We start from the raw sequence: 13153 nt of genomic DNA on the forward strand, positions 1-13153 counted from the left end.
GAACCTGAAACGGCCTGGTTAACCGTTGAAAATGTACGGGAAGTATAGCGTGATCCGCGCCCGCCTGACAGCGCGTTTACCGCGCTTTCGTGGCATAATTACCCTCAGTTTGCCAAAAGTGATAGCCATGTCTTTTACCTTACGCCCCTATCAACAGGACGCGGTCAATGCCACCGTTGCGCATTTCCGTCGTCATCACCACCCTGCGGTTATTGTGCTGCCGACCGGTGCCGGAAAAAGTCTGGTGATTGCCGAGCTGGCCCGGCTGGCACGCGGCCGGGTGCTGGTGCTGGCGCACGTGAAAGAACTGGTAGCGCAGAATCACAGTAAATATCAGGCCTACGGGCTGGAAGCCGATATCTTTGCCGCTGGCCTGCAGCGAAAAGAGAGTCAGCGCAAAGTGGTGTTTGGTAGCGTGCAGTCGGTCGCCCGCAACCTGGACCAGTTCGACAGCGCCTTTTCGCTGGTGATTGTCGATGAGTGTCACCGCATTGGCGATGACAAAGAGAGCCAGTATCAGCAGATTTTTAACCATCTGCGGCAGCACAATCCGCAGTTGCGGTTGCTCGGCCTGACCGCCACCCCGTTCCGTCTCGGTAAGGGCTGGATTTACCAGTTTCACTACCACGGCATGGTTCGCGGCGATGAAAAGGCGCTGTTTCGTGACTGTATTTACGAGCTGCCGCTGCGCTACATGATTAAACATCAGTTTCTGGTGCCGCCGGAGCGGCTCGATATGCCGGTGGTGCAGTATGATTTCAGCCGCCTGACGGCACAGTCCAACGGCCTGTTCAGTGAAGCCGATCTCAACCGCGAACTGAAACAGCAGCAGCGCGTTACGCCGCATATCATCCGTCAGATTGTCGAGTTCGCAGAAGATCGACACGGCGTGATGATATTTGCCTCTACGGTCGAGCACGCGCGTGAAATTCTGCAACTGTTACCCGACAACAGCGCCCTGATATCAGCGGAGACCCCGGCCAAAGAGCGCGATGCGCTGATTGTGTCGTTTAAGGCGCAGCAGCTGAAGTTTCTGGTTAACGTGGCGGTGTTGACGACCGGTTTTGATGCGCCACACGTTGATCTGATCGCCATTCTGCGCCCGACCGAATCGGTCAGCCTGTATCAGCAGATTGTGGGCCGCGGCCTGCGGCTGTCGCCGGGCAAAACCGACTGCCTGATCCTTGATTACGCCGGTAACCCGCACGACCTGTTTACCCCGGAAGTGGGCGCGCCCAAAGGTGCCAGTGATAATCAGCCGGTACAGGTGTTCTGCCCCGCCTGCGGCTTTGCCAATACCTTCTGGGGCAAAGCCACCGCCGACGGCATGGTGATTGAGCATTTTGGCCGCCGCTGTCAGGGCGTGCTGGAAGATGACGACGGTGAGCGCGAGCAGTGCGACTTCCGCTTCCGCTTCAAAAGCTGCCCCGACTGCGGTGCAGAAAATGATATCGCCGCCCGACGCTGTCACCAGTGCGACAAAATTCTGGTCGATCCGGACGACATGCTGAAGGCCGCGCTGAAATTAAAAGATGCGCTGGTGCTGCGCTGCGGCGGAATGACGCTGGAACAGGGCCGCGATGCCAAAGGTGAATGGCTGAAAGCGACCTATTACGATGAGGAAGGCACCAGCGTCAGCGAACGTTTCCGCCTGCAGACGCCAGCCCAGCGCAAGGCGTTTGAACAGCTGTTTATGCGCCCACACCAGCGCGCGCCGGGCGTGCCGCTTGGCTGGCAAACCGCGGCCGACGTGCTGGCGCTGCAGCCGTTACTGCGCCATCCCGATTTTGTGGTAGCGCGGGCCAAAGGCCAGTTCTGGCAGATCCGCGAGAAGATGTTTGACTATCAGGGGCGCTTCCGTCGCGCCAATGAGCTGCGCTAATGAGCGCTATCGGATCCGGCTAACCGGATACCGAACCCGACTGGCGGGTATATCGTTTGCTACCACCTGGCATAACGGCTATACTGCCGCCCGCTTTTGCATGTGCATCAGCGGTATTGAATAACCTGCCTGTTACTGGGTCGCCTGTAGCAGGAATTAAATAAAGAGATATATTAATGCTCACTATCAATGCAGTAGAACGTAAAGAGCAGGGTAAGGGTGCGAGCCGCCGCCTGCGTACAGCAAACCGTTTCCCGGCCATCATCTACGGTGGTTCTGAAGCGGCTGTTGCCATCGACCTGGATCACGACTCCGTAATGAACCTGCAAGCTAAGCCAGGTTTCTACGACGAAGTGCTGACCCTGTCTGTTGACGGTAAAGAAACCAAAGTGAAAGTTCAGGCTGTTCAGCGTCACCCGTTCAAGCCAAAACTGTTTCACATCGACTTCGTTCGCGCTTAATCGCGAGCTTCGTTGAAAGCAGAAGGGCCGGTTGCGAAACCGGCCCTTTTCTTTTGGCGCGGCCAGGTGAAAACGGTGGCGCGCAGGTAAAGCCGGGCTCAGCCCGGCTTTTTTATTTGCTGCTGGTCCGGCGCTGAAGCTGATCGCGCAGGTTCGGCGGCGTGCCTTTGATGGTCAGGGTATCGGTGGCCGGATCCCAGAAAATGCGCTCACCTAACAGCATTGCATCAAAATTCAGCGTCAGTCCCCCGCCGCTGCCGGCAAATTTGGTTAACTGCCGCAGCGTGCTGCGGTCGGCCGGGAAACTCTCTTCCAGCTCGTAACCCTGTTCCTGGGTAAACGTCTGGAAGGTTTTTTCGCCCAGCGGCGGCAGCTCGCCCGACAGATCTTCCAGCGCAATTTCTTCACCCGCCTGCAACTGCTCGTTGCAGTAGCTGTAGACCTGCTGACGGTAGTTCTGACGCTCCTGCTTATCGAGATTCGACTCGCTGCAGTAATCATCCACCGCCTGTAACAGACCGCGGTTCTGCGCTTTGGTGTCTAAGCCCACCTCAGCACCGAGGAAATCCATAAAGAAGTCAGCCACTTTACGTCCGACGCGGCCACGCAGGAAGGTCAGGTAACGGGTTGATTCCGGGTTAGTTTCCCATTCGGTCAGGTCGATACGCGCCACAATATCGGCATGATTAATGTCGAGATAATGGGTACTGCTGATGTCCATCTGCTCGTTAACCCGCATGCTCGACTGGCTGTTGAGCACCGCAATCAGCAGATAATCCACGGCCAGATAGCGATAGTGAACAAACAGCACCACACCGCCTTCGGCAAACGGATATTTTGCCAGCTCATCGCGCAGGCGACCGGTGGCCGCGCGGCTAAAAGCGAGAAAATCATCGTTGCCCTGGCGACAATTACGCAGCGCGTCCGCCAGTTCACTCTCTGTGGTAAACAGGCCATAGGCTTTGCTTTTCGCGCTGTAAACCCGGTGCAGCTCCTCCACCATGGCGTTAACCGTGTTGGTGGCGGGTAACAGCGAATCGCGTAGCACCAGTTCAAGCTGGTTTTCATCGCGTTTAATTAACTGATGCAGGGCAATCTGGTCGATATCCAGACTCATGGTAGACTCTCCTTTTAGCACAGGCGCGTATTCAAACACCGCCGGCATCGGCTTTCAACTCAATGCGTAAAGCGAACAGTGCGCTTTCGATAAAATTGCGGAAAAAAGGTCGCTGTTCCGGTAATATATCGCCTTTTGAAATGAGCTCAGATAACGATATGCCACAATCTTCCCGTTACAGTGATGAACGCGTGGAACAACTCCTCGCGGAAATGGCCCAAATCCTGCAAAAGGACAAAGCCCCGACCGATCTCTCCCTGATGGTACTGGGAAACATGGTGACCAACCTGATAAACAGCGATGTCGCCCCTGCGCAACGTCGTTCACTGGCCCGATCTTTCGCTGATGCCTTGCAGGCGTCGGTACGTGACGATAACGCCCATTAATTTGCTGATTTGATCTCATAATATGGTAACCAACCGGCAGCGCTACCGCGAAAAAGTCTCCCAGATGATCAGTTGGGGGCACTGGTTTGCTCTGTTTAACATCCTTTTCGCGCTGATTTTAGGCAGTCGCTACCTGTTGGTCGCTGACTGGCCTTCTTCGCTGGCGGGGCGTATCTACGCCTATAGCAGCTGGGTTGGCCACTTCAGTTTTATCGTCTTTGCCGCCTATCTGTTGATCATCTTCCCGCTAACCTTTGTGGTGATGTCGCAACGGCTGTTGCGGGTGATCTCGGCGGTGGTCGCCACCGCCGGGCTGACGCTGGTGATGGTCGACAGTGCGGTATTCAGCCGCTTCCACCTGCACCTCAATCCGGTAGTGTGGGAGCTGGTGATCAACCCCGACCAGAGCGAGATGGCGCGTGACTGGCAGCTGATGTTTATCAGCGTGCCACTGATCTTCCTGGTCCAGATGCTGTTTGCCACCTGGAGCTGGCAGAAGCTGCGCAGCCTCAATCGCCGTTCATTTGGTAAACCGGTTGCCGCGCTGTTTATCAGCGCCTTCTTTGCCAGCCATCTGATGTATATCTGGGCCGATGCCAACTTCTATCGCCCGATTACTATGCAGCGCGCTAACCTGCCGCTCTCCTATCCGATGACCGCCCGTCGCTTCCTTGAGCGACACGGCTTACTGGATGCGCAGGAGTATCAGCGCCGTCTGGTGCAGCAAGGCGATCCGGAAGCGGTGTCGGTTGAATACCCGCTGAGTGAGATTACCTTCCGCGACGCCGGGACCCGCAATAACCTGCTGGTGCTGACCGTCGATGGCCTGAACAACGCCACGCTGGCAAAAGCACTGCCGCAGCTGAATCAATTTGCCAGTGAAAATGTGCGCTTTACCCAGCACTACAGCGCCGGTGATACGCCGGAAAAAGGGCTGTTTGGCCTGTTTTACGGTATCTCTTCCAGCTACATGAACGGAATACTGGCGTCCCGCACGCCGTCCGCCCTGCTTGGTGCGCTCAGCACCCAGGGCTATCAGTTTGGCCTGTTCTCGTCAGAAGGGTTTAATCCCCCACTCTATCGCCAGGCGCTGCTGACCGACTACTCGTTGCCTGCCAGCAACAGTCAACCGAATGCCAGCACCGTCACCCAGTGGCAGAACTGGCTGGACAGACAGCACGATGCCAGCAATCCGTGGTTCTCGTGGGTGGCGCTGAATGGCCCGAACGTCACCGGTGACAACGCAAAAGCACGTCAGCGCAGCTATCTGCGTCAGGCACCGGCGGTTGATGAGCAGATTAGCGCGGTGCTTAACACGCTGCAGGCGCGTGATTTGCTGAAAAATACCGTGGTGGTGATTACCGCCCAGCGTGGACTGGCGCTGGAAGGGAATCCTGACAGCGCCAGTAATCGCGAAACCCTGCAGGTGCCGCTGGTGATTCACTGGCCAGATACCCCTGCACAAACGGTGGATCGTCTTTCTGACCATCAGGATGTGATGGCAACGCTGATGCAGCGCCTGCTGCATGTCCGCACCAACCCGGTTAACTATTCACAGGGTGAAGATCTGTTTGCCGCGCGCCGTCGTCACGACTGGGTTGCCAGCAGCGAAGAGAACAAGCTGGTGATTACCACGCCGCAGGTAACGCTGGTGTTGAACAATAACGGCAGCTACCGTGCCTATGATGCGCAGGGCAAAGCGTTAAAAGATCATAAACCGGAGCTGGCGTTGCTGTTACAGGTGCTGACAGAAGAGAAGCGATTTATCGCTAACTGATTAATAATGAGGCAAATAGTTGGCTGGCGTCTTGCATTCATGGCGAGAACCAGTAGACTGATTGTCCAGAGTTCGGCACGTAGCGCAGCCTGGTAGCGCACGGTCATGGGGTGTCCGGGGTCGGAGGTTCAAATCCTCTCGTGCCGACCAAATTCCCTGAAGAAGCAGCCCAAAAGGCTGCTTTTTTTGTTTCTCAAGGTCAATATGAGGCGAGAGCGTTTCCTTTCTTCTCCACTGAGGTCAGAGCACTGACCATCAGTCCCGGCTTCATCCACTTAACCTTCCCGCTTTACACATAATCATTACACGAGACACCGATTATCCTGATGCCGCTGCTGACGACAGGCACAGCATATATCCTTATGCGTGCTTTGGATTAGTTTTTTCCAATTTTTAATGTCATTCCCACATATTGGTAACCTTACATTTAGCTATATCACCATTTGAGAATCTGATTTTAAAGTTATGTCCTTTAGCTGGTGCTCCACCTGACGGCAGATACAAATTATAAACGCCAGCCAGGAGGTTAGTAACTTCACTCGATGTTGAATCGATGGTATTGATTCGAAAGACAGGATGAACAATTATACCTCTAAATTTACAACTGGATTTAAGACTGTATATTCCGCTACTCTGTCCCAGAGCTTGATTAACAGAAGTAATACCAGGTGACTGCGGTTTCACAGATGGTTTAATAGAAACTGCTGGCTTGCTATTCAATGCAAAAAACTTGCTCTTCAAGTCCTTTAATTCTTTCTGTAAATTTTCAGCACGTCTATACATATCATCGCGTGAGTTTTTAAGCTGAGAAACTTCGTAATGTTGATCAGAGAGAAGACTGTATTGAACTAATGTTGCAGTCAAAGAAATAGCAAAAAAAAAACCCCAGAGCCCTGGCTATTTTTTTGTACTTGAAAACATCTTGAGAAATACGCAATACCGATTCCTGAGCTTCCACAGCGGTTACAACTAACTCTCTAATTTGTTCCTCTTGTGCCGTAGCCACTCTACGCCACTTGATAGCTAACTCTTCAGCTTCCCGTAACTGTTTATTATTTATAGGATTAAAGTAATCCTGGCTAACCTTGTCTTGTAAAACTGACGATGGATTAATGCCTTCACTTTGCATTAAAGAAGCAGCAACTTTAAGTGCTTGAGCGGCTTCGTTGGCATTAGAGTTGTTTAACGCAGAACTAATCAGCTTTCTCAGCTTAGACATATAAAACCTTCAAAGTCGAATCATTCACGCTTAGCCTCAACATAATCATTTCACATTTACCCAGAATTATTAGAGATTATTACCACCAGACCAAAGCAGAGCAGAGCAGAGCAGAGCAGAGCAGAGCAGAGCAGAGCATTCGAAGCGTTAAAAAGCACAGGTAGATTTGCTATGTAAGTACGCGTGGCAATCGTGAAAAATGAGAATGTGATATATTATTAATATTACAACCTTTTAACAAGCCTATTCTTTCTTTGTTCTATATGCTTACTTGCCTTTATACCATCCATTCCATTTACAAAAAAGCAGAAAAAGATAAACATCTTCTTGAAAATAAATATTTTCTCCCTGAAGTAAAGCACCCTTATCTTACCTGAAAGCATCCACATGCATTGAATACTTTTCACTGGCAGATATAAATAAAGACCTACATGAGACTTACAATACAATTATCTATACTGAAAAGCTGATTTTCATAAATTCAGCCCTGAATCAATTTAAGGAAAGCACCATGAGTATGCATGCTTACGTCTAATCGAATACTCAGGATGCGTTTTTTGCTAGCGGCTGAAAGGACGATCGAATCTATAAGATCGCTTGAACAATGTCCTTCAGCATTGTTGATGCCAGTCAGACCATTGACTCCGGTATCCGTAAAACTGTCTCTTTAAATTTTGTCATCAAACGGTCACGTAGCTCGCGCTCTGAGGATTCCGATCTATACTGAAAAGCGTGTGGGTAACGATAGGAGAGTTCATGACAGTAATCGAAAAAGACGATCCAACCGAAGCACCAGAGTCCGGCGATAAGCAACAAACACCGCCAGACAAGAAGTAACCCACTAAGGCCGCGCCAGACGCGGCCTTTTCTATGGCGGTTGCCGCTAAGCTCTGTCAGATGTCGCCCGATCGCCCGGCTCATCCCGCATAACCTCCCGTTCAGCCAGACAACATCCTGCACGCTTTCAGGCAGTTACCTGTTGCAGCGAAATCCAGTCTGCCTCACAAAATAAGCACAACGCGACGCCAATTCATCAAACTGAAACAAAAATGTCACAGAAATTGCCTACTCTGGACTCCCCTGAAATTGATGGATAATTTTTATGGCGATCAAAGCGAAAAGCCTGAAGGATGCAGAAGCATTATTGCATTCAGGCATTAGCAAAGTGGAACTGGCGTACGACATTGGCAGCGACGATTTCTTTCGTCTGGCGAGCCACTGGTGCGACCGCGGCGCTCGCATCAGCAAAGGTCACCACCATTTTGTCGTTTCACTGAAAAGTTTTGCCATTCCCCCGAACGACTGATCCCTGCGGTCGGCTTGCCCCGGCTTCCTACGCCTGATTTAATGCCCTTTTGGCTTTGATTACGGCACCGCATGCGCTATCCCGACGTTCCGCTGCCGCCTCCTGCAGGCGGCTTTATCCTTTCTCAGCATCTGAGCGACAGCGATCCCTGGCTGGCGGTGAGCCGCTTTGATCCGCAACACTACAGTGATGCGCTTGCTGTTGCATGGGGACTACCGCTGCCCGATCGCCTGCAGCGGGCGGTAAATAAGCGCCGTGCCGAATATCTCGCCAGTCGGCTGCTGGCCCGCTGTGTGATGGCGCGTCTCGGTATTGATGATTTTATTCTGACCAACGCCGCCGATCGTTCGCCCTGCTGGCCCGCCGGCGTGCAGGCTTCGCTGTCGCACAGCGCAGGCGTAGTGGTGCTGGCAGCAACCCGTCAGCCCGGTGGTGTCGGTGTGGATGTCGAACAGTTGATGTCAGACGCAACGGCCAATGAAACCGCTGACCTGCTGATGAATCCTCAGGAGCAGCAACTGCTGCGGGCGCTGCCCATCAGCTTCAACGCTGCCGCCACTCTGCTGTTTTCTCTGAAAGAATCACTTTATAAGGCGCTGTGGCCCCAGTTGCATCAGCCGATGGATTTTCAGCAGGCGGCGCTGGAAACGGTCGATCTCCGGCGTCAGTGCGCCACTTTACAGCTCACTCATCATTTCAGCGATCGCTTCACAACAGGGACCCGCTTGCAGGCGCAGTTTTTGTGGCAGGACGATCAGGTGATTACCCTGCTGACGCAGCAGGCATAAAAAAACCGGCTAAGCAATGCGGCTTAGCCGGGGTAAACACATGACGACAGAAGAAGTTTCAGGATGGCAGAGAGCCTGCTCTCTGCTGAATTCCAGCATAACGTGGTAGCCGCGCAGGCCGCCAATATGCCTTTTTGCTAAGCTTTGCCAGCCTGCATCAAAGCCCGGTATCGGTGCGTTCTACCGAGTCCAGCGTGGCCAGATCGCGTTCGCTGCCGGTCAGTTCACTCAGTTGCCCTTCTCGCATCTCCAGCAGTCGATCGGCATGAATAAAGTAGTGATCATCGTGGCTGATGGCGAATACCGTTTTGCCGGCCGCCTGCAACCACGGCAGCAGTTCACGATAGAAGATACGACGGAAATGCGGGTCCTGATCGGCGGCCCATTCATCCAGCAGCAGCACATCCCGCTCTTCAGCCACCGCCAGCAGCAGTGCCAGCCGTTTGCTCTGCCCTTTGGAGAGCTGCAGATTCAGCACTTTATTACCTTCGATCTTCAGTTTGTCCTGCATCTTCAGCCGTTCCAGCCACTGCTGCACTAACGCCGGGTTCGCCGGAATGCCTTCGTGGCTAATCAGCCGATCAAACAGATGCACATCAGTGAATACCGCCGAGAAGTGTTTACGCCAGTGATCGAGCCCGTCAGCGTCAATCGGTTGACCATCCAGCAGCAGACTGCCGGACTGCGGCTGATACAAGCCGGTCAGCAGCATCGCCAGGGTAGATTTACCGCTGCCATTGCCGCCAATCAGAAACACCAGTTCACCGCGGCGCAGGGTAAGGTTGATCGGGCCGACCTTAAAGCCATTTTCACCGTAGTGAAAACAGACATCCCGCAGCTCCAGCGTCTGCCAGTCAGCTTTGGACGGAGAAGCGTGGAATTCGGGCTGATAAGGTGCCAGATCAAAGGCATTGAGTTTGCGGAATGCCACCTGCGCGCTGAGCAAGGTGGGCAAAGCGCCGACTGCCGACAGCAGCGGCGTTCGCAGAAACAGCAGCGTCAGGGAAAAAGTCGCCGCCACCGCCGTGTTGGCCCAGCCGAGGCTGTTGGCCATAAAAAAGACCATGCCGATGGCGCCCAGCGTCATGATATTCGACCAGTTCACCGCACTGAGATGATAGGTATCGGCCCGCACAATATGGTGTCGCCAGGCGGTGGCATCTTCCTGATAGACGCTTTCATAGATCTGCCGGGCGCGCTCACGGTTAAGCTGCAACTCTTTGCGTCCGTCAATCACCGTCTGGTAGTCACGATAGAGGTGATCTTCGATTTCACGCAGCTTCGCCATGTGCTGATAAACGCGCGACACCAGCATCCAGCCACCCACCAGCGTCACGGCCAGCCAGCCGCTGGTCACCAGCAGCATTTTGGGTGACAGCCAGGCCAGATAGATCGCTGAACCCAGAGTGATGATGACGCCCTGAATCAGCTCCGGCAGACGCACAAAGGCCAGGGTAATGGCACGCACATCGCTGGTCAGACCCGCCAGCAGTTGCGCGCTGCCGAGTTGCTCAATCCGCTCCACCCGGGTATCAAGAATGCGTTTGATAAATTCACCGCGCATCCGCCAGACAAACTGATGGCCCAGCATCGTCAGCGCCAGCTGGGAGGCCAGCGTAACCGCCATCAGTACCACCAGCTGCAACAGAAACTGCGGCAGTACCGCATAGGAAGTATTGATCGCGACGATCATTTCGCGGTTGATAAAGGCGATCATGCCAATACCCAACACTGCGCTCAGCAGCGTCAGCGCAATAACCCCGATAAAAGGCCAGCGAAACTGGCGAAAAACAACGCTTAACAACGTCATGCAGGCAATCCAGCAGTCAAAAAACAGCCTGCAGTGTAATGTGATGCAAAATGATAGCAATAGTTATTCGCACTGCGCCGCGCACCGCATGGCGAATTAAAAGGCGCGGCGGAAAGTCAGGTTATAGCGCCACGCGCCGACCAACGGGTGCACGCCCGGCTTGAGCGGCAGGATGCCGTGATAACGCAGGCGTGACGGCCCGCCCCACACCACAATATCGCCATGCTCCAGCAGCACCCGCTGGGTGGTGTCGCCACGTTCAAAACCGCCAAACTGGAATACCGCCGGTAATCCCAGCGAGACCGAGACGATAGGCTGACGCAGATCTTTCTCATCTTTGTCCTGATGCAGGGTCAGCTTCGCGCCAGGTTCATAGCGATTGAGCAGGCAGGCATCAGGGTTAAAATCGGGAAAGCCCGCTTCACGCGCTGCGGCCTGCGCCAGACTGCGAAACAGCGGCGGCATCGGTGGCCACTTGCGCCCGTTGAGGTTATCCTGCTGCTGATACTGATAACCGCGTGAATCCACTGACCAGCCAAAGTCGCCGCAGTTGGTCATCGCCACCGACATGCGGTGACCGCCCGGCGTAATGCGATGCGCAAACGGATTCTGGTCGGCGATGGCCAGAATCTGCTGATACAACGCTTCAGCCTCATCGCGCGCCCGGCGGCGCAGGATCACCGCGCCGTCAGCCAGCGGTTCCTGCCACGGTTGCTCTTCGCTAAACAGATCTAACATCAGGGTGCTCCTGTCGACTCGGGTTTAATCACAAAGGCGGCAAACTGCGGTGACATCCAGCTCACAAAACCATCGCCTTCTTTACTGATCAGATAGACCGCCAGCTGCTGCTGGATTGCCAGCGCTTTGGCTTTTTTACTGCCCAGAACCATCAGGCCAGTATCCCAGCCGTCGGCCTCCAGCGCGGTGGTCGCGATCACGGTAGCCGAAACCAGTTTATGCTCAATCGGTCGGCCGGTAAGCGGGTCGATCACGTGAGAAACGCGCTTGCCGTCCAGTTCATAATAGTTGCGATAGCTGCCCGAGGTGCTGATGCCGTGTCCCTGTAGATCAACCCGCGCCTGCACCGCATTCTCACGGTCGGTCGGCTTCTGAATGGCGACCCGCCACGGCTGGTGCTGGGCGTTAAGCCCGCGGCTCAGCACTGCCCCGCCAACCGACACCAAATAATTATTAATCCCCAGCTGCTCCATCAGGCGCGCCAGATGATCGGTGGCAAAGCCCTCGCCTACCGTTGAGAGATCAACATACAAGCCAGGCAGATCCTTTTGCAGCCACTGGCCACCCGCGCCCTGCACTACCCGCAGATGCTGCAGACCGGTCTGCGCTTTGGCCGCCGCTATTTCCGCCTCATCCGGCGTATGGCTCGGCTGTTTTGTCGGGCCAAAGCCCCACAGATTGACCAGCGGTCCGACGGTGATATCCATCGCCCCTCCGGTTTTAGCACCAATGCGCAAGGCGAGCGTGACGATGTCCGCCATATTCTCGCTGACCGGCTGCGGCGTCAGCGCACGGCTCTGATTAAAGCGCGACAGCACCGAATCGGGCTTCCAGGTAGAGAGTTCGGCGTCGTCACTGTCGAGCTGCTGCTGAATGCGCTGCTGCAGTGCAGCTTTGCGGCCACTGTCGACGTCGGCCAGGCTGACCCGCCAGACCGTGCCCATGGTTTTGCCTTCCAGCACCATTGATGACGTCGCCGCTGGCTTATCACAACCGGCTAACAACAGGATGGCAAACGGCAAAGACAGCAGATTAATCTGATATCTCATTAATCCTCACTTGTAAAAATTTATCTATTCCTGCTACAAAGCATAAATCGCTGGTAAAGAGCGTAAAAGAGGGTTGAATCCTTCAGTCAATGACGCCAGTATCAACCGGTCATCTACTATGCATCCGCCCGTAACCGGGCGATTTACGTTTAACGGTTTGGTTTAATTAAGGAGCAGCAGATGATCTACGTGATTCTTGCCATCGCCCTGGGCCTGTTCATTTACAGCAGCTACAAAGTCTGGCATCAGCGCCGCCATCGTCACATGGCGCTGTCACGGCCGCGCCATTAACCCGCAGCGCTGCACCTGAACGGGGCAATGACCCTCTCAGCGTGCGCGGCAAGTTTACCAGAAGCGGCGGCAGGGCCGTGGCTATCAGAGCGGTAAAGCTGGCATGAATTCTGCACTGTTGAAACAGTGTTTATCTCTGAGAGGTGCAGAATGAAAACGTCACAGAACCTGCAGGCAGCCTGGCATCAGTGGCTGAGCTTTTCAGCCTTTTCTCTGGCGGGCGTGGCATTTGAAGGTGCCCGATTTGGCAGTGTGGTCTCACCGGTCACGGCAGTTGCGAAAGCGAAAAAGTGGCGAACGGCAGATGAGATAAAGGAAAAGGATTAATG

The 13153-nt window shown here is 54.2% G+C and carries 14 protein-coding genes and 1 tRNA gene; 9 read left to right on the forward strand and 6 right to left on the reverse strand.

What is annotated here, in order from left to right:
• The first annotated feature begins 127 nt into the window (after positions 1 to 127).
• Both radD and rplY read left to right on the forward strand, forming a co-directional pair.
• Positions 128 to 1882 (forward strand): DNA repair helicase RadD, encoded by a 1755-nt coding sequence (gene radD / locus ABIB18_RS10855; protein ID WP_354474139.1) that lies wholly within the window; start codon positions 128 to 130, stop codon positions 1880 to 1882.
• Between the two features lie 176 nt (positions 1883 to 2058).
• A complete protein-coding gene (gene rplY, locus ABIB18_RS10860) occupies positions 2059 to 2343 on the forward strand; it encodes a 50S ribosomal protein L25 (RefSeq protein WP_013358540.1) in 285 nt (94 codons plus the stop codon).
• Between the two features lie 112 nt (positions 2344 to 2455).
• On the opposite strand, the gene yejK is transcribed toward rplY, so the two are convergent.
• A complete protein-coding gene (gene yejK / locus ABIB18_RS10865) occupies positions 2456 to 3460 on the reverse strand; it encodes a nucleoid-associated protein YejK (RefSeq protein ID WP_354474140.1) in 1005 nt (334 codons plus the stop codon).
• 158 nt (positions 3461 to 3618) lie between these two features.
• Here yejK and ABIB18_RS10870 point away from each other — a divergent pair, with 158 nt between their 5' ends.
• The 3 genes from ABIB18_RS10870 (at position 3619) to ABIB18_RS10880 (ending at position 5773) form a co-directional block, all read left to right on the forward strand.
• Complete coding sequence (locus ABIB18_RS10870; RefSeq protein WP_009089108.1) at positions 3619 to 3846, forward strand: YejL family protein; 228 nt, start codon at positions 3619 to 3621, stop codon at positions 3844 to 3846.
• Between the two features lie 22 nt (positions 3847 to 3868).
• Entirely contained in the window at positions 3869 to 5623 is a 1755-nt protein-coding gene (gene yejM / locus ABIB18_RS10875; protein WP_159223552.1) for an LPS biosynthesis-modulating metalloenzyme YejM, read from the forward strand.
• Between the two features lie 73 nt (positions 5624 to 5696).
• Positions 5697 to 5773 (forward strand) — tRNA-Pro (locus ABIB18_RS10880).
• Positions 5774 to 6022: 249 nt separating this feature from the next.
• Here the strand turns inward: ABIB18_RS10880 and ABIB18_RS10885 are convergent.
• A complete protein-coding gene (locus ABIB18_RS10885; protein ID WP_354474141.1) occupies positions 6023 to 6406 on the reverse strand; it encodes a hypothetical protein in 384 nt (127 codons plus the stop codon).
• 43 nt (positions 6407 to 6449) lie between these two features.
• Positions 6450 to 6842, reverse strand: coding sequence for a DUF2786 domain-containing protein (locus ABIB18_RS10890; RefSeq protein WP_354474142.1), 393 nt, complete (start codon positions 6840 to 6842; stop codon positions 6450 to 6452).
• A 1102-nt stretch (positions 6843 to 7944) separates the two neighbouring features.
• On the opposite strand from ABIB18_RS10890, the gene ABIB18_RS10895 reads away from it, so the two are divergent.
• Together ABIB18_RS10895 and ABIB18_RS10900 are read left to right on the forward strand one after the other, a co-directional pair.
• Positions 7945 to 8148, forward strand: a complete 204-nt coding sequence (locus ABIB18_RS10895) for a hypothetical protein (protein WP_031377240.1) — start codon at positions 7945 to 7947, stop codon at positions 8146 to 8148.
• Between the two features lie 71 nt (positions 8149 to 8219).
• Complete coding sequence (locus ABIB18_RS10900) at positions 8220 to 8936, forward strand: 4'-phosphopantetheinyl transferase family protein (RefSeq protein ID WP_031377241.1); 717 nt, start codon at positions 8220 to 8222, stop codon at positions 8934 to 8936.
• Positions 8937 to 9093: 157 nt separating this feature from the next.
• Here the strand turns inward: ABIB18_RS10900 and ABIB18_RS10905 are convergent, their stop codons facing one another.
• The 3 genes from ABIB18_RS10905 to apbE all read right to left on the reverse strand — a co-directional run bounded on the left by ABIB18_RS10905 (position 9094) and on the right by apbE (position 12533).
• Positions 9094 to 10746, reverse strand: a complete 1653-nt coding sequence (locus tag ABIB18_RS10905; RefSeq protein WP_069728979.1) for a multidrug ABC transporter permease/ATP-binding protein — start codon at positions 10744 to 10746, stop codon at positions 9094 to 9096.
• 96 nt (positions 10747 to 10842) lie between these two features.
• Positions 10843 to 11484, reverse strand: coding sequence for a DNA oxidative demethylase AlkB (gene alkB / locus ABIB18_RS10910; protein ID WP_031377243.1), 642 nt, complete (start codon positions 11482 to 11484; stop codon positions 10843 to 10845).
• On the reverse strand, positions 11484 to 12533 hold the full coding sequence (gene apbE, locus ABIB18_RS10915) for an FAD:protein FMN transferase ApbE (RefSeq protein WP_354474143.1): 1050 nt from the start codon (positions 12531 to 12533) through the stop codon (positions 11484 to 11486). Before apbE ends, alkB begins: the two co-directional genes overlap by 1 nt.
• 180 nt (positions 12534 to 12713) lie before the next feature.
• Between apbE and ABIB18_RS10920 the strand changes: the two genes are divergently transcribed.
• Both ABIB18_RS10920 and ABIB18_RS10925 read left to right on the forward strand, forming a co-directional pair.
• Complete coding sequence (locus ABIB18_RS10920; protein ID WP_193387668.1) at positions 12714 to 12824, forward strand: response regulator; 111 nt, start codon at positions 12714 to 12716, stop codon at positions 12822 to 12824.
• 150 nt (positions 12825 to 12974) lie between these two features.
• Positions 12975 to 13151: a hypothetical protein gene (locus ABIB18_RS10925; RefSeq protein ID WP_162836812.1), complete on the forward strand. Its 177-nt coding sequence runs from the start codon at positions 12975 to 12977 to the stop codon at positions 13149 to 13151.
• Positions 13152 to 13153 lie beyond the last annotated feature (2 nt).

The sequence above is a fragment of the Pantoea sp. UYEF8 genome (assembly GCF_040546285.1).
Classification (GTDB): Bacteria; Pseudomonadota; Gammaproteobacteria; order Enterobacterales; family Enterobacteriaceae; genus Pantoea; species Pantoea brenneri.